Annotated in this window: 17 protein-coding genes; 6 read left to right on the top strand and 11 right to left on the bottom strand. The window is 65.8% G+C overall.

The genetic code is table 11. The annotated features are described in order from the left end of the window. Window positions 1–58: 58 nt before the first annotated feature. Window positions 59–862 (top strand): carbon-nitrogen hydrolase family protein, encoded by an 804-nt coding sequence (locus tag QI450_RS01265; protein WP_226773752.1) that lies wholly within the window; start codon window positions 59–61, stop codon window positions 860–862. Window positions 863–1,157: 295 nt separating this feature from the next. On the opposite strand, the gene rlmB is transcribed toward QI450_RS01265, so the two are convergent. The 6 genes from rlmB to QI450_RS01235 form a co-directional block, all read right to left on the bottom strand. Next, on the bottom strand, window positions 1,158–2,144 hold the full coding sequence (gene rlmB / locus QI450_RS01260; protein WP_226773751.1) for a 23S rRNA (guanosine(2251)-2'-O)-methyltransferase RlmB: 987 nt from the start codon (window positions 2,142–2,144) through the stop codon (window positions 1,158–1,160). A 134-nt stretch (window positions 2,145–2,278) separates the two neighbouring features. Beyond that, on the bottom strand, window positions 2,279–3,733 hold the full coding sequence (cysS, locus tag QI450_RS01255) for a cysteine--tRNA ligase (RefSeq protein ID WP_226773750.1): 1,455 nt from the start codon (window positions 3,731–3,733) through the stop codon (window positions 2,279–2,281). A 56-nt stretch (window positions 3,734–3,789) separates the two neighbouring features. Further along, the gene (locus QI450_RS01250) at window positions 3,790–4,119 is read right to left on the bottom strand and encodes a hypothetical protein (protein WP_226773749.1); all 330 of its coding nucleotides are present in this window, start codon (window positions 4,117–4,119) and stop codon (window positions 3,790–3,792) included. Between the two features lie 42 nt (window positions 4,120–4,161). Beyond that, complete coding sequence (ispF, locus tag QI450_RS01245) at window positions 4,162–4,698, bottom strand: 2-C-methyl-D-erythritol 2,4-cyclodiphosphate synthase (RefSeq protein WP_226773748.1); 537 nt, start codon at window positions 4,696–4,698, stop codon at window positions 4,162–4,164. A gap of 2 nt (window positions 4,699–4,700) precedes the next feature. After that, window positions 4,701–5,519 carry a 2-C-methyl-D-erythritol 4-phosphate cytidylyltransferase gene (gene ispD, locus QI450_RS01240; RefSeq protein ID WP_226773747.1) on the bottom strand — a complete coding sequence of 273 codons (819 nt, stop codon included), beginning with the start codon at window positions 5,517–5,519 and terminating at the stop codon, window positions 4,701–4,703. Between the two features lie 116 nt (window positions 5,520–5,635). After that, window positions 5,636–6,118, bottom strand: coding sequence for a CarD family transcriptional regulator (locus tag QI450_RS01235; protein WP_024367191.1), 483 nt, complete (start codon window positions 6,116–6,118; stop codon window positions 5,636–5,638). Window positions 6,119–6,418: 300 nt separating this feature from the next. On the opposite strand from QI450_RS01235, the gene QI450_RS01230 reads away from it, so the two are divergent. Beyond that, window positions 6,419–7,006 (top strand): hypothetical protein, encoded by a 588-nt coding sequence (locus tag QI450_RS01230; RefSeq protein WP_226773746.1) that lies wholly within the window; start codon window positions 6,419–6,421, stop codon window positions 7,004–7,006. Between the two features lie 91 nt (window positions 7,007–7,097). Here the strand turns inward: QI450_RS01230 and QI450_RS01225 are convergent, their stop codons facing one another. Both QI450_RS01225 and QI450_RS01220 read right to left on the bottom strand, forming a co-directional pair. Then, window positions 7,098–7,778 (bottom strand): response regulator transcription factor, encoded by a 681-nt coding sequence (locus QI450_RS01225; protein ID WP_226773745.1) that lies wholly within the window; start codon window positions 7,776–7,778, stop codon window positions 7,098–7,100. Continuing rightward, entirely contained in the window at window positions 7,775–9,031 is a 1,257-nt protein-coding gene (locus tag QI450_RS01220; RefSeq protein ID WP_226773762.1) for an ATP-binding protein, read from the bottom strand. The genes QI450_RS01225 and QI450_RS01220 overlap by 4 nt, the downstream gene beginning before the upstream one ends. 207 nt (window positions 9,032–9,238) lie before the next feature. On the opposite strand from QI450_RS01220, the gene phoU reads away from it, so the two are divergent. After that, window positions 9,239–9,901 carry a phosphate signaling complex protein PhoU gene (gene phoU / locus QI450_RS01215; RefSeq protein WP_226773744.1) on the top strand — a complete coding sequence of 221 codons (663 nt, stop codon included), beginning with the start codon at window positions 9,239–9,241 and terminating at the stop codon, window positions 9,899–9,901. Window positions 9,902–9,996: 95 nt separating this feature from the next. Here the strand turns inward: phoU and QI450_RS01210 are convergent, their stop codons facing one another. Beyond that, window positions 9,997–10,743 carry a phosphoglyceromutase gene (locus QI450_RS01210; RefSeq protein ID WP_226773743.1) on the bottom strand — a complete coding sequence of 249 codons (747 nt, stop codon included), beginning with the start codon at window positions 10,741–10,743 and terminating at the stop codon, window positions 9,997–9,999. Between the two features lie 148 nt (window positions 10,744–10,891). On the opposite strand from QI450_RS01210, the gene QI450_RS01205 reads away from it, so the two are divergent. After that, window positions 10,892–11,740 carry a class I SAM-dependent methyltransferase gene (locus QI450_RS01205; RefSeq protein ID WP_226773742.1) on the top strand — a complete coding sequence of 283 codons (849 nt, stop codon included), beginning with the start codon at window positions 10,892–10,894 and terminating at the stop codon, window positions 11,738–11,740. Window positions 11,741–11,761: 21 nt separating this feature from the next. Here the strand turns inward: QI450_RS01205 and QI450_RS01200 are convergent, their stop codons facing one another. Continuing rightward, window positions 11,762–12,118, bottom strand: coding sequence for a DUF2516 family protein (locus tag QI450_RS01200; protein ID WP_226773741.1), 357 nt, complete (start codon window positions 12,116–12,118; stop codon window positions 11,762–11,764). Between the two features lie 9 nt (window positions 12,119–12,127). Then, a complete protein-coding gene (locus tag QI450_RS01195) occupies window positions 12,128–13,324 on the bottom strand; it encodes a PLP-dependent transferase (RefSeq protein WP_226773740.1) in 1,197 nt (398 codons plus the stop codon). 88 nt (window positions 13,325–13,412) lie between these two features. Here QI450_RS01195 and tmk point away from each other — a divergent pair, with 88 nt between their 5' ends. Both tmk and QI450_RS01185 read left to right on the top strand, forming a co-directional pair. Further along, window positions 13,413–14,069, top strand: a complete 657-nt coding sequence (gene tmk / locus QI450_RS01190) for a dTMP kinase (protein WP_226773739.1) — start codon at window positions 13,413–13,415, stop codon at window positions 14,067–14,069. Further along, window positions 14,066–15,208, top strand: a complete 1,143-nt coding sequence (locus QI450_RS01185; protein ID WP_226773738.1) for a DNA polymerase III subunit delta' — start codon at window positions 14,066–14,068, stop codon at window positions 15,206–15,208. The genes tmk and QI450_RS01185 overlap by 4 nt, the downstream gene beginning before the upstream one ends. Window positions 15,209–15,262: the final 54 nt, after the last annotated feature.

Below are 15,262 nucleotides of genomic sequence, written 5' to 3'. Positions count from 1 at the left end.
TGAAGTCTACGGAATAGCAGCGTTCCATACTGGGACAGGCTCCCAATCGGAGGTAACAGTGCGAATTGCACTTGCTCAAATCATTACCGGACGCGACCTTGCCGAAAATCTGGCCCTCGTGGAGGACTACTCCATTCGGGCCAAGGCCGGCGGCGCCGAACTCGTTGTGTTTCCCGAGGCCACGATGCGTGCCTTCGGCAACTCGCTGTTGGACATCGCCGAGCCGCTGGACGGCCCGTGGGCAACACGAGTGCGCGCCATTGCGGACGAACAGGAGATCCTTATCATCGCAGGGATGTTCACGCCGGGGGCTGCCGACGACGGCGCCAAGGTACGCAACACGCTCTTGGTCACCGGCCGGGGAATCGAAGCCAGCTACGACAAGATCCACCTCTTCGATGCCTTCGGCTTCGCGGAATCAGACACCGTCGACGCCGGGGACGAACCGGTCACTTTCGAATTCGAAGGCATGACCTTCGGCCTGACCACCTGCTATGACCTCCGTTTCCCGGATCTGTTCACCGAGAATGCGGACCGCGGCGCCGACGTGAACATCGTCTGCGCTTCCTGGGGATCCGGCCCCGGCAAGGCCGAGCAATGGAAGCTCCTGGCCCGTGCCCGCGCGCTGGATTCCACCACCCTGGTCCTCGCCTGCGGCCAGGGCGACCCGGCCAGCCAGGGCATCGAGCCCAAGGGCGCGGCGCCCACCGGCGTCGGGCACTCGGTTGTGGTGTCCCCCTTCGGAAACATCCTGGCCGAGCTCGACGCCGCACCCGGCCTGTTGTTCACCGAGCTGGATCCCGGCGTTGTCAAGGACGCCCGGGCCAAACTCCCGGTGCTCGCCAACCGCCACAGGTTCTAGGCTTGGCCGGGGATTTTGGGTCCCTGCCGCGGACAGCGGTGGGAGAACCGACGCTCCCGCACCTTTCGCGACTCATCAGGAAACGCTCCCGCACCTTTCGCGACTCATCAGGAAACGCTCCCGCACCTTTCGCGACTCATCAGGAAACGCTCCCGCACCAAAGGGGAGAGAGCGTCCCCAAAAGCGTCGCCAAACGTGAGAGAGCGTCCCCAAAAGCCGCGCCAAACGTGAGAGAGCGTCCCCAAAAGCCGCGCCAAACGTGAGAGAGCGTCAGAGCCGCAGCAACGAGCGGTCGTTACTTAGCGGCCCGCTGACGGGAGATCTCATAGAGGGAGATGCCGACCGCCATGGAGGCGTTGAGCGATTCCATCGCCGAGTCAATCGGGATGGAAACGATCTGGTCGCAGTTTTCGCGGACCAGGCGGCTGAGGCCCTTGCCCTCGGAACCAACGACTATGCAGACCGGCTCCGTGGCCAGGGCGAGGTCCGGGAGTGAGACGTCGCCGTCGCCGTCGAGCCCGAGAACATAAATGCCCATGCTCTTGAAGGCCTTCAGTGTGTTGTTCAGGTTGGCCGCACGTGCAACGGGAACGCGGACGGCGGCACCGGCGCTGGTCTTCCAAGCCGAGGCCGTGACGCCGACGGAGCGGCGCTCGGGAACGATGACGCCGTGGCCGCTGAAAGCCGAAACCGAGCGGATGATCGCGCCGAGGTTACGGGGGTCGGTGATGCCGTCGAGCGCGACGAAAAGCGGCGCGTTGGCTACGTGGCCCTTCTTCCAGCTTCCGAGAGTCTCCTCGGCAAGCTCGTAGGCGTCCTGGTATTCATAGGGCGGGATCTGCAGGACAAGGCCCTGGTGGATGGCGTCGTCGGTCATTCGGTCCAGCTCGGGCTTGCCGGTTTCGAGCAGCGGGATGCCGCGCTCAGCAGCGAGCTTGAGGGACTCCTTGACGCGGTCATCCATCTCGATGCGGATTGCCACGTGCAGGGCCTTGGCCGGGATCCCGGCGCGCAGCGCCTCCACAACCGAGTTGCGTCCGGTGACGACTTCTTCAGTGGCACGGCCCTTGGGGCCGGAGCGGGCGCCGGCGTTGCGCGGAGCTCCCGGTCGTTTGGCCGCGGACCGGTCAGCAAGCTGCTTGTTCTTGTGCGCTTTGTGGTAGGGGCGGTCCTCGGCCTTGGGGGTGGGCCCCTTGCCTTCAAGTGCCTTGCGGCCGTGACCGCCGGTTCCGACAGTGGGGCCCTTCTTCATTTTGACCGAGCGGCGACCGTTATTGGCCATGAGTTTCACCCTTTAAATACGCGATTAGTTGACAAGTCTGAACTCCAGTCTACTGACTCGAGTTAAATCCTCGACCGGCAGGGAGATCCGGGGCCGGCATTCCGCCTGGCCGGAGGCCACCCGCCGTCCGGGCATCAGCCGCGCTTGAGGCTCCAGCTGGCGCCGTCCGGGCCGTCCTCGACCACAACGCCGGCGGCGGAGAGGGTATCGCGGATGGCGTCGGAGGCGGCCCAGTCCTTGCTGCCGCGGGCCTGCGCCCTGGCCGCGAGCTGTGCCTCGACCAGCACGGCGAGGGCCTCGTTGCCTTCCTCGTCCACAGCGGGCCGCGCGGTGTTATGGAGACCAAGGACACGCAGCATATCCGTGACACTGTCCAGCGCCTGCCGGGCCTCGTCGGGCCGGCCGGCGGTCAGGGCGGTGTTGCCGGCCCGAACGGTCTCGTGCAGGACGGCGAGGGCCTGGGGCACGTTGAGGTCATCGTCCATGGCGCGTTCGAAGGCTTCGGGTACTTTCCCGTAGGTGGCGAAGCCGTAGCTTCCGCCGTCGGCGAGGGCCCGGACGGCGCGGCTGATGAACCCGTCGATGCGCTCGACGGCGGCTGCGGCTTCCTGCAGCGACGTTGGCTGGTAATCCAGCACGGAGCGGTACTGCGCCTGCCCGAGGTAATAGCGGACAACCCGTGCCGGGGCCAAATCCAGCATTTCGGCGGGGCTGATGGTGTTGCCGATGGACTTGGACATTTTCTCGCCGGCGTAGGTGACCATGCCGTTGTGCATCCAGAAGTTCGCGAAGCCGTGGCCGGCGGCCTGGGACTGGGCCATCTCGTTTTCATGGTGCGGGAAGCGCAGGTCCAGCCCGCCGCCGTGGATGTCGAACCCGTTTCCGAGGTACTTGCCCGCCATCGCGGAGCATTCCAGGTGCCAGCCGGGCCGGCCGGTGCCCCACGGCGAGTCCCAGCGCGCCGTCGTCGGTTCCCCGTCTTTGTGGCCCTTCCAGAGCGCGAAGTCGCGGGCGTCCTTTTTCCCGCGCTGGTCGGCGTCGGCCGCGCCCTGCATGTCATCGATGTTCTGCCGCGTCAGGGAGCCGTACTTGGGCCAGGAGCGGACATCGAAGTAGACATCCCCGGAGTTATCCAGGGCCGGGTAGGCGTGGCCGCGGTCGATCAATCGGGCGATCAGTGCATGCATTTCCGGGATGTGGCCGGTGGCCCGAGGTTCGTACGTGGGGCGGGCGACGCCAAGGGTGTCATAGGCCTTGAGGAATTCCTGCTCGTAACGGTAGGCCAGTGCCCACCATTCCTCATTCCGGACGGCGCCCGGTTCGTCCTCAAAGTCAGGGGCGAACGAATCCGCCGACTTGGCCAGAATCTTGTCGTCGATGTCGGTGACGTTGCGGACCGCGGTAACGCGGAAGCCACGGTACTGCAGCCAGCGGGTGAGCTGGTCAAAGGCGATGGCAGAGCGGATGTGGCCGACGTGCGGCATGCCCTGCACCGTGGCGCCGCAGTAGTAGAGGCTCACTTTGCCCGGAACCAGGGGGACGAAGTCACGGACTTCGGCGGATGCAGTGTCATAGAAGCGCAGGGTCACCGCTCCAGATTAGCCGATGGGGATCCAAGCCCCGGCGTGCGGAGCACCCCGGGCGACTACTTGCAGTACTCGCCGATCCTGTTGTTCTGTTCCGTCAACTGCTTGGTCTGCTCGGCGCTCGTGGCCCCGAGCGAGGTGCCCGCCACCGCCGTCATGATGTCCGCCATCTTCTGGATTGGGTCGGCCACCTCGGACGCCACCTTGTCCGCGACCTCCTGGTAGTGCTTGGAGATCTGCTCAGCCTTTTGCTGCTGGTTGCCGGTGGGGACGAAGGTGTCCTTGTTGAGGAACGCGCAGCTCTCCGGGAGTCCCATCTTCGGTGTCGCGGTGCAGCCGGTCAGCAGCAGTCCGGCCAGAACGACGACGGCGGGCAGCAGCTTTTTCACGGGAGGTCTCCTGGTCTTGCGGGAAGGGATCTTCCGTCAAGCCTAGGCGACCGATTCCTGGGGCGCGGGCTTGGCAGGGTAAACGAGGGCGGTCGCCATGGCTGAAATCCCTTCGCCGCGGCCGGTAAATCCAAGTCCGTCGCTTGTGGTTGCCGAGACGCTGACCGGCGCGCCTGCTGCTTTGCTGAGAACCCGTTGGGATTCCTCCCGGCGGGGGCCGAACTTGGGCCTGTTGGCGACGAACTGCACGGCGATGTTGCCGATTTCGAAACCTGCGGCGCGGACGATCCGGGCAGCCTCGGCCAGCAGGGTCACCCCTGAGGCGCCGGCGTACTCCGGGCGGTCGGTACCGAAATGGGTGCCCAGGTCACCGATACCGCAGGCAGAGAACAGGGCGTCGGCGGCAGCGTGGGCGACGGGGTCGCCGTCCGAGTGGCCGGACAGTCCCCGTTCCCGGTCCCAGAACAGGCCGCCAAGCCAGAGCGGCTGGGGTGCGTCCGCTGGGGCGTAGGCGTGGACGTCGATGCCGATTCCGGTCCGCGGGATGAGGGGCAACGGCGGTTTCTGCGTTCCGGACATGCTCAGCCTTCCACCCAGCGGACGCCCAGCGGGCCTTCCAGTAGCCCCTCGGCGATGATCAGGTCCAGCGGGGTGGTGATCTTCAGCGATTGGCTGGCGCCGCGCACCGCGTGGACCGGGACGCCCAACAGTTCCACCAGCATGGCGTCATCGGTGACGGCCGCGGTCTGTCCGGCGTCGAAGGCGGCTGCCGCCGCGTGGGCGCGCCGCAGGGTCGCAAGCTCAAAGCCCTGCGGGGTCTGCACCGCCCGCAGGGTTTCCCGGGCAGCGGTGCCGGTGACAAGTTCCGGGGCGATCGCGGCGCCGTCGCCGGACGTCGGCTGCACGGTTTTGACCGTGTCCACCACGGGCATAACGGGAATGACGGCCAGCGCGCCGGCCGTAAGGGCGCGGGACACCCGGTGGAAAACAGCTTCCGGCGTCAGTGCTCGGGCGGCGTCGTGCACCAGGACAGCTTCGGTGGCCGGCAAGAGCGCTGCCAGCCCGGCGCGGACCGACTCGGCACGGGTGGCACCGCCGTCGACAATTGTCACCACCGGGACATCTCCGGCTTCGCCGTCACCGGGCGTGTCCGGCCGCTCGGCCTTGAGCTCCCGGGTGAAGGCCTCGCAGAGGGCGAGGAGCTCCGGGTCGCCGGGCGGGATGGCGACGCAAATCTGCTGCGCAATGCCGGATCCGGCGACGCCCCGCAGGGCGTGGGTGAGGATGCTGTCCCCGCCCAACGGGACCTTGGCTTTGGGCATCCCGTAGCCCAGGCGCTGGCCGGAGCCGGCAGCCACAACGATGACCGCGGTGACGGGGGTTTTTGGTGCAGAGTCCATGCGCACAAGACTACGTCGCGGCGCGAGCGGCATCCCACTGCGCTATCAGGCGGGCACAAGAAACCCCGGCAGCCGCTAGGCTACCGGGGTTTAGTTCTTTTCTGTTCAACTCTTGTTTAGGAAGCCAAAACCTCGTCGAGAACGCTTGCAGCCTTCTCTTCGTCGGTCTTCTCGGCCAGCGCCAGTTCTGAAATCAGAATCTGGCGTGCCTTGGCCAGCATGCGCTTCTCCCCTGCGGAGAGACCCCGGTCGTGATCGCGGCGCCACAGGTCACGAACGACCTCTGCCACTTTGATGACGTCACCGGAAGCAAGCTTCTCCAGGTTTGCCTTGTATCGACGTGACCAGTTGGTGGGTTCTTCAGTGAACTCGGCCCGCAGCACTTCAAATACGTGCTCCAGACCTTCTTTGCCCACTACGTCCCGGACCCCAACTAGGTCAACGTTTTCTGCTGGAACTTCAATGGTCAGATCACCCTGAGCCACCTTGAGCTTGAGATACATCTTCTCTTCGCCCTTGACAGTGCGCATCTTGATTTCTTCAATTTTTGCTGCACCGTGGTGAGGGTAAACTACTGTCTCGCCGACCTCAAAAACCATGTGGACATTCCCCTTTCCCGCAGACCAGTTTATCACGTTTAAGGCATACAACTGCCATGGAACCCGCCCAAGAACCGCATGAATACGGGGAAAATGGCCTTAATCGACCCCGTCAGACCTCTTGACGAAAGCGGATATTAGTGTATTGAAAGTCCTTTGCCAAGAGTGCCGGGACACCGCGTGCGTGGCGGGCAGGCCCACGAGTCTGCAGGATTGCGTCCCGCCCGAATCATGGTTTGACCAGGATTGCCGATAGGCTATGGCTGAATAATGTTCCAAGACTCTCAAGGAGTGCGTGACGTGGGTTTCTCTGCTTCCAACCGGGGCCAGCGCGGCAAGCTGGCAATCGCGACGGCTGCTCTGGCCATCAGCCTGCTGTCCGTAACGGGCTGCGGCTACATCAACCCCCAGCAGACCTCCCAGCAGTATGCTGCGTCAGATGGAACCCAGGCCAACGTTGGCCCGTTGCAGTTGCGCAACATGATGATCATCTCTTCCGCTGAAGACAAGCCCGGCCGCGTCGTCGGCGCTGTCTACAACTCGTCCTCCACCGACGTGACCCTGACCATCCGGGGTTCGGCCGGCTCCCAGACCCAGGTCCCGGTCAAAAAGAACTCGTACACACTGCTGAACGAATCCACCGACGAGGCGATCCTGAGCACCACCGGCGGCGCCCCGGGCTCCCTCGTCGAGGTTAGCCTCCGCGAGGACGGCACTAACCAGAGCACCACGTTCAAGGTCCCGGTACTGGACGCCACGATCTCCGACTACAAGCAGTACCTGCCAACCGCCACGCCGACCGAGTCGGCCACTCCGACGTCGTCCGCCACTCCGACCGACTCTGCCGCGACGACGCCTACCTCGACGCCGACGCCGTCGGGAAGCTAGAACCAAGAGCTTTTTACTAAAGCGAGGGGCGCCGGGTCTGAAATATCCAGACCCGGCGCCCCTCGCTTTAGTTATTTGGACCGGTCAGGGCTTACGGCTCGAACTTATAACCCAGGCCGCGAACCGTGATCAGGTGCCGCGGCGCCGAAGGATCCGGCTCGATCTTGCTGCGAAGCCGCTTAACGTGGACATCCAGGGTCTTGGTGTCCCCCACGTAATCAGACCCCCAAACCCGGTCAATCAGCTGCCCCCGGGTCAGGACGCGGCCGGAGTTCCGCAGCAGCATTTCCAGCAGTTCAAATTCCTTGAGCGGCAAGGACACTTGCTCACTGCTTACCGTGACCACGTGCCGCTCAATGTCCATCCGGACCGGCCCGGCCTGTACTGTGCTGGACACCAGTTCCTCAGGCTCACCCTGGCGGCGCAGCACAGCCCGGACCCGTGCCACCAGCTCCCGGGAAGAGTACGGCTTGGTGACGTAGTCGTCGGCGCCGAGTTCCAGCCCAACAACCTTGTCAATCTCTGCGTCCTTCGCGGTCAGCATGATGACCGGGACCGATGAGCGCTGCCTCAGCTGCCGGCAGACTTCGGTGCCTGACTGCCCGGGCAGCTGCAGGTCCAGCAGCACCAGGTCGGCACCGTTCCGGTCGAATTCGGTGATGGCGTCCAGACCGTTGTCTACAATCGCCACCTCGAACCCTTCCTTGCCCAAGAGATATGACAGCGGGTCGCTGAATGACTCTTCGTCCTCGACAATAAGAATTCTGCTCAAGCGGTAGCTCCTTGCTCATGGGCGCCGGCGGCGTCCCGTCGTGGTGGTCTGGGATGCTCGGACGGACCGCGGGCAGTGGACTGCTCGGCTGCCCGGTCCGCAGGCGCTTGCGCGTCCGAACCGTCGCCGACGTCCTGCCCCTCCAGCTCCGGAAGCCGGATCGTGAACGTGGAGCCCTGCCCGGGCTTGGACCAGAGCGTCACCTCGCCGCCGTGGTTGGCGACAACGTGCTTGACGATGCTCAGGCCCAGTCCGGTACCGCCGGTGTGGCGCGACCGTGCCGCGTCCACCCGGTAAAAGCGCTCAAAGACCCGTTCCTGGTCCTCGGGGCTGAGGCCCCCGCCCTGGTCCGTCACGGAAACGGCCACGAGGCCGTCCTTGACCCGGATCCCGACTCCGACCCTGGTGTTTTCCGGGGAGTACCGGATCGCGTTATCGATCAGGTTGCGCAGGGCGGTCACCAGCTGGTCCTGGTCGCCGTAAACCATCGCCTCGGTGCGGCCGGCCACTACCAGATCGATGTTCTTACTCTCGGCCGGCAGCTGGGAGCGGTCCACTGCCTCGGCAACGACGGTATTGATATCCACCGCACGGCCCTGCTTTGCAACATTTGATCCCTGCAGCCGGGACAGCTCGATGATGTCCTGGACCAGGGCTGCCAGGCGCATGGATTCCTTGTGGGTACGCCTGGCGAAGCGGCGTACGGCATCGGGGTCGTCCGCGGAGGACTCCAGCGCCTCCGCCAGCAGCGAAATGGCGCCGACGGGTGTCTTCAATTCATGGGACACGTTGGCAACAAAGTCATTGCGAACTTCCTCGGTGCGGGTGAACTCGGTCCGGTCGTCGGCCAGCAGGAGGATGTAGTCCTCAGCGATCACTGCCGCGCGCACCTGGACCACCATGGTTCCCTGCCCCAGCGGGCCCCGGGGAAGTTCGAGGATCCGTTCAAGGATGACGCCGTCGCGACGCACTTTGGCAGTCATCTCCAGAAGCTGGTCATGGACCAGGGTGTGGCCGCGAACCAGCCCGTAGGCGTAGGCGGCCGGGCTGGCGCGGACGACGCCGTCGATCGCGTCCACCACAACAAAAGCCCTGCCGACGGCGGCCAGCACCTCGGCGGCGCCCTGCGGAAGCGCCGGCTCCTCAGACTCCACGTCCACCAGCTTGCGCTGCTGCTCGCTGACCCGGAAGGCGAGCACGCCGAAGACGCCAAGCGAGAGGCCGATCAGGCCGGCGATCACGCCGATAAGCATAGGGTCCACGGCCCCAGCTTATGCGCTGGCCCGCGTCGGAACGGCTAATCTCCCGCCATTCCCGGCGTGGTTCAGCTAACGTTCACCTTTAGGGGCGCAACAGTTCACCAGGCGCTGGAAGACTGAACAGTTGAAGCGCCGATAGGTGAAACGAAATGGGTCGACCGCCGCGACGGCCGACGATGTTTCAAGGGAAAGGACGCACACGTGCGCAAGGTTTTTCAGGAAGAACTCACCCAAGTCGGGGAACAGCTCGTAGAAATCTCAATGCTGGTCAGTGAGGCTGTGGAGAAGGCCACCGCTGCCTTCGATGGCGCCGACATCGATCTGGCCGAGGACGTCATCGCGGCCGATGCCCGGATCGACTTCCTGCAGAACAGCCTGGACGAGCGCGCCATCGACATTCTCGCCCTGCAGGGCCCGGTGGCAAGCGACCTGCGGATGATCGTAGGCTCCCTCCGCATGAGTGCCTCGCTGGAGCGAATGGGCGACCTCGCCCGTCACCTTGCCCAGCTTGCCCGGCTCCGCTACCCCGCCACAGTGGTCCCCGCACAGCTGCGCGACACGTTTATGAGCTTCGCCGAGCACGACCTTCTGATCGCACGCAAGCTCACCTCACTGCTGGAAACCCGCGACCTTGAATTCGCCCGGGACATCATGAAAGCCAACAGCGCGGTCAATGATCTGCACCTGAGCGTCTTCAAAGCTATCGCCCGCAGTGACTGGCACGAGTCCCCCGCGACGACTGTCGACGTCGCCCTCGCCAGCCGCTACTTCGAGCGCTTCGCGGACCACGGCGTGTCCGTCGCGCAAAAGGTCACTTACCTGGTCACCGGCGCCTGGCAGCCGAACGGCATCGAACACAGCTAACCACTCGGCCGTTTGAACGGCGAAGAGTACGACGACGGCCGGTCACCTTGGGGTGACCGGCCGTCGTCGTTGAATTGGCGATTATGCCGCAGGCGCTACTTCTTGCCCTGGTTCGCGACGGCCTGGATGGCTGCGGCCGCGGCCTCGGGATCGAGGTAGGTGCCGCCCGGGTTGAGCGGCTTGAAGTCCTCGTCCAGTTCGTAGACCAACGGGATTCCGGTGGGGATGTTCAGTCCGGCGATGGCTTCGTCGCTGATGCCGTCAAGGTGCTTGACGAGGGCACGCAGCGAGTTGCCGTGGGCCGTGACCAGTACTGTTTTACCGGCCTTGAGGTCTTCCCTGATGTCGGATTCCCAGTAGGGCAGCAGGCGGACCAGGACGTCTTTGAGGCACTCGGTGCGGGGCAGCGCGGCGCCGAGGTCCGCGTAGCGCGGATCATGCGCCTGGGAGAACTCGGAGTCGTCGGGCAGGGGCGGCGGCGGGGTGTCATAGGACCGGCGCCAGGTCATAAACTGCTCTTCGCCGTATTCGGCGAGGGTCTGGGCTTTGTCCTTGCCCTGCAGCGCGCCATAGTGGCGCTCATTGAGCCGCCAGTCCCGCTTGACCGGGATCCAGCCCCGGTCGGCTTTGTCGAGGGTGATGTTGGCGGTGTTGATGGCCCGCTTCAGCAGTGAGGTGTACAGGACGTCCGGGAGGATGTTGTTCTCCACAAGAAGCTCGCCGCCGCGAACCGCTTCGGCCCGGCCCTGGTCGTTGAGGTCAACGTCCACCCAGCCGGTGAACAGGTTCTTGGCGTTCCATTCGCTGTGGCCGTGGCGCAGCAGAATCAGCTGATATGTCATGGTTTTCATCCTAGCCGAGCGGTCCCGGCGGTGGCTCAGCGTTACATCGACCGGACAGTGCGGCACCGCCGGATTCATTCGGTGCCGTTCCGGGCCGGCATCAACTGCCGTTCCGGGCCGGCACGGCACTGGAAGATATGGTTGGCGTGTGGTGCAAAAGGCAGAGCGGGTATCGCCCCCGCGGAACCAGGGCGTGGCCAGGAACGGACCCCGAACGGGCAGGCCGGTGGGCAACATTACCCGGGGCACCACCAATCCCAACCGGATGCGGCGGCTGGACCGCTGGCTGACCGGTCCGCAGGCCTGGCGGCTGCGCGCGGCGGACGATCCCCTCGTGGTGGACCTGGGTTATGGGGCTTCCCCGGCGACCGCCGTCGAACTCTTTGAACGGCTGTCCGTGATCCGTCCCGATGTGCGTGTGGTCGGCATCGAAATCGAGCCGGAACGGGTCCGCCTGGCCAAGGAGCTGGAACGGCCGGGGCTTAGCTTCCAGCTCGGCGGCTTCGAACTGCCGGTGGCCGGCCGGCCGGTCCTGGTGCGGGCGTTTAATGTGCTGCGGCAATATGAGGAAACGGACGTCGCCGCGATCTGGCGGCTGGTGCAGGGGCGTCTGGCCCCGGACGGGCTGTTCATCGACGGGACCTGCGACGAGATCGGCCGCCGGGTCACCTGGGTAGCACTGGACGCCCGGCAACCGCTGAGCTTGAGCCTGTCCATGCGGTTCGGGAGTTTTGTACTGCCCTCGGAAGTGGCCGAGCGACTGCCGAAAGCCCTGATCCACCGTAACGTTCCGGGCGAAAGGATTCAGGCCTTCCTGCAGGCAATGGACAAGGCCTGGCTGGACGCTGCGCCCCTTGCGTCGTTCGGGAACCGGCAGCGGTGGACTTCCATGTGCCGTTCACTGCTCGATGGCGGCTGGCCGGTCCGGGACGGACCCGGCCGGTGGCGGCTGGGCGAGCTAACAGTGGCCTGGAACGCGGTTGCGCCCGGGCCCTGAATGGTTGCCGGTGGCTGGGGACTACCAGGGTCCGTAAGGGCCCATGTTGCGGCTGCCGCCGCGGCCGGCGTCCTTGACTGCAGGCCGGACGTCGGCCAGGTACACGGAGGCCGCCGTTACGGCGACGAGCCCGAACAACCCCAGCGGGCCCAAAAGGCCTCCGCCGCCGCCGCCCACCAGGGAAAGCAGGCCCACGGCCATGGCACCGCCGGTGAGGGCGAGCCAGAACGTCTTGGTGCGCTTGGAGACGGCCTCAAAGACGTTCGCTTTGTGCCGCAGGCAATCGAAGAACGCCCACACCTCAAGGGCAAGTGCTACCAGGGCCAAGAGAAAATAGATCCCTGTTTCAACATAGTAAATAAGCGCTCTTCCGTCCATGACCCCAGCCTAGCTGGCCAAGCCCGCCAGGGCCTGCTCCAAATCGGCCCAAAGGTCCTCGACGTTTTCTATTCCTACGCTCATACGGACCAGGTTGTCCGGCACACTGGCCGGCTCGGCGGTGTGCCGGCGCCGCCGTTCGATCAGGGACTCCACGCCGCCCAGAGAGGTGGCCGGCAGCCACAGCCGCAGTGCACGGATCATCCGGTCCGCGGCATCGGCACCGCTCAGGGTGCCCGCGGGACCGGCCACGGGAGCCACTTCAATACACAGCACGGAGCCGAAGCCCTTCATTTGGCTCTTGGCCCGGCTGTGGCCGGGATCGGAGGCAAGGCCGGGGAAACGGATGCCACCGACCCTGGGGTGGGTGCTGAGCCGCTCCGCGAGGACCGCTGCCGAAGCCTGCGACCGCTCCACCCGCAGGGCCAGCGTGCGCAGCCCGCGCAGCGCCAGCCAGGCCTCGAAGGGCCCTGCAATGCCGCCGTGGATGGTGCGGTGGTGCAGCAGCGCGGCGCGGAGCCCGGCGTCGGACGTCACCAGGGCGCCCAGCACAACATCGGAGTGGCCGGAGAGGTACTTCGTCACCGAATGCAGCACAACGTCGGAGCCCAGCGCCAGTGGCTGCTGCACCAGCGGGGTGGAGAAGGTGTTGTCCGTGACAACCACCGCGCCCGCGGCGTGGGCGGCGGCCGTGAGCGCCCGGATGTCCGCGACACCGAGCATGGGGTTGGTGGGGCTCTCCAGCCAGAGCATGCTGGCGGGCCGCCCGTCCGCCGGCGAAAGCTGCGCCAGGACCGCGTCGGTGTCCGCGATGTCCACGGTGCGCAGGTCCAGGAAACCCTTCCCGGCAAGTTCCGTGGCCATCACCAGGGATCCGGCGTAGCTGTGCGAGGGCATAACCAGGACCCCGCCGGCCGGTACCAGGGACAGGGCGGAGCTGACGGCAGCGAGGCCGGACGCATAAAGCAGGCCCGGGAGTTCGGCTCCCTCCAACTGACCGAGGGCTTGCTCGAAGGGATCCCAGGTGGGATTGGAATAGCGGCCGTAGCCGCGGTCGCCGTCGCCCAGGGGTCCCGTGCCAAAATAGGTCGATGAGAGCACCAGCGGAGGGTTGACCGGTTCATCGCGTTCACGCGGCGGGCGGCCCGCCGCCACAACCAGTGTTTCTGCGGAGAGGGCCGCTGCCTGTTCTTCGGAAAGACTCATGGTCACAGCGTACTTTGGCGCGTTGCGGGGCGGCCAAGGTGTGACGCCGGAGCGCGCTGCTGTCAGGGATTGTCGGTAGTCTAGAGCGGTGACTACCCAGAACCCCGGACTGTTTATCGCCTTTGAGGGCGGCGACGGCGCCGGCAAGTCCACGCAGGCAGCCGAGCTGGCAGCGGCCCTTGAATCGCGCGGCCGCACGGTGCTGCGGACCCGGGAGCCCGGTGGCACCCCGATCGGGGAAAAACTTCGTTCCCTGGTCCTGGACCACGGCCACGGCCACATCGACGCGCACACCGAAGCGTTGATCTTCGCGGCGTCCCGCGCCGCCCACGCGGGCCAGGTCATCCGCCCAGCCCTCGAACGCGGTGAAATCGTCCTCACCGACCGCTATATCGACTCCTCGGTCGCCTACCAGGGCGCCGGCCGGGACCTTGGCACCGACGCTGTCCGACGCATCAACGAGTGGGCCACCTCGGGCCTGCAACCGGATCTGACGGTTCTGCTCGACGTCGACCCTGCAGTGGGCCGCCGCCGCCGGACCGCCGGCGACGCGGCCGAGGACCGGCTGGAATCCGAAGCGGACGAGTTCCACGCCCGGATCCGCGCCTCCTTCCTGGACCTGGCAGAGGCCCGGCCCGGGCAGTATCTGGTGCTCCCGGCCGGCCTCCCGGTCGATCAGCTGGCGGCACGGATCCTCGACAGGGTCGAAACCCTGCTGTCCCGGCACCTGGGTGCGGGCGTATGAGTGTCTGGGATGATCTGCAGGGCCAGCCCGCTGTTGTGGCCCAACTGCGCCAGGCGACCCAAGGTGCGGGGCTGAGCCATGCATGGCTTTTCACCGGACCGCCCGGGTCCGGCCGGTCCAACGCTGCGAAGGCTTTCGCTGCAGCGTTGAACTGCGATCAGGACGATGTCCGCCTGCGCGGCTGCGGCGAGTGCGCGGCGTGCCTGACCATCCTGGGCGAAACCCACTCGGATGTGGCCTTTGTGCGCACCGAAAAGGTCACCATCACCATCGATGAGGCCCGGGAGCTGGTTTCCACGGCCGGGAACCGGCCGTCCTCGGCCCGGTGGCGGATCATCGTCGTCGAGGACGCGGACCGGATGGCGGAACGCACCACCAACGTACTGCTCAAGGCCATCGAGGAACCCACCCCGCGCACCATTTGGATGCTGTGTGCGCCGTCCCCTGCCGATGTCCTGGTTACTATCCGCTCCCGCTGCCGGGCAGTGGCCTTGCGCCTTCCGCCTGCTGCCGATGTCGCTGCCCTGCTGGTCAGGCGCGACGGCGTCGACCCGGCCGTCGCCGAACGGGCGGCCCGGGCAGCTCAAAGCCATGTTGGGATCGCGCGCCGGCTGGCCCGGGATCCCGAGGCCCGTGAGCGCCGCCTCGAAACAGTGCGGTTCCCCCTGGCCCTGCGGGGAGTTACCGCCGCCGTCCTGATGGCGGAAAAGCTTGTTAAGATCGCCACCGAGGAGGCGAACAGCTCCAACGATGAGCGCGACGCCGCCGAAAGAGCCGCCCTGCTGGCCACCCTCGGAGCACCCGAAAGCGGCACGCTGCCGCCGGCCATGCGCGGCCAGGTCAAACAGCTTGAGGACGATCAGAAACGCCGCGCCAAGCGTTCGGTGACAGACTCCCTCGACCGCACCCTGACCGATCTGCTGTCCTTTTACCGGGATGTGCTGATCATCCAGCTGGGGAACGCCGTGGAGCTGGTCAACATTGAACTGAGGGCCGATCTGGTTGCGTTCGCCGGGCATTCCACCGCGGAAACGACTCTTGCCCGCATGGACGCCATCAACAAGGCCCGCAACCGCATCACCACATCGAACGTGGCGCCGCTGCTGACCATCGAGGCCATGGCCGCCAGCCTCATCTGACCCTGCACGGCTCGATCTGCTCCATCCGCTCCGAGTTGCCCGTTCCATTCCCAA

Origin of the sequence: Arthrobacter sp. EM1 (assembly GCF_029964055.1) — a bacterium.
Classification (GTDB): domain Bacteria; phylum Actinomycetota; class Actinomycetes; order Actinomycetales; family Micrococcaceae; genus Arthrobacter.
The sequence above is the reverse complement of the archived record's forward strand: the minus strand, read 5'-3'. Positions and strand labels throughout refer to the sequence as shown.

Coding starts and splice junctions, on each gene's coding strand:
- rlmB (WP_226773751.1), bottom strand. CDS start 2,144: ATGGCCAATAACGGTCGCCGCTCGGTCAAAATGAAGAAGGGCCCCACT.
- ispF (WP_226773748.1), bottom strand. CDS start 4,698: ATGTCCGGAACGCAGAAACCGCCGTTGCCCCTCATCCCGCGGACCGGA.
- ispD (WP_226773747.1), bottom strand. CDS start 5,519: ATGGACTCTGCACCAAAAACCCCCGTCACCGCGGTCATCGTTGTGGCT.
- QI450_RS01235 (WP_024367191.1), bottom strand. CDS start 6,118: ATGGTTTTTGAGGTCGGCGAGACAGTAGTTTACCCTCACCACGGTGCA.
- QI450_RS01220 (WP_226773762.1), bottom strand. CDS start 9,031: ATGCTTATCGGCGTGATCGCCGGCCTGATCGGCCTCTCGCTTGGCGTC.
- QI450_RS01210 (WP_226773743.1), bottom strand. CDS start 10,743: ATGACATATCAGCTGATTCTGCTGCGCCACGGCCACAGCGAATGGAAC.
- QI450_RS01200 (WP_226773741.1), bottom strand. CDS start 12,118: ATGGACGGAAGAGCGCTTATTTACTATGTTGAAACAGGGATCTATTTT.
- QI450_RS01195 (WP_226773740.1), bottom strand. CDS start 13,324: ATGAGTCTTTCCGAAGAACAGGCAGCGGCCCTCTCCGCAGAAACACTG.
- QI450_RS01185 (WP_226773738.1), top strand. CDS start 14,066: ATGAGTGTCTGGGATGATCTGCAGGGCCAGCCCGCTGTTGTGGCCCAA.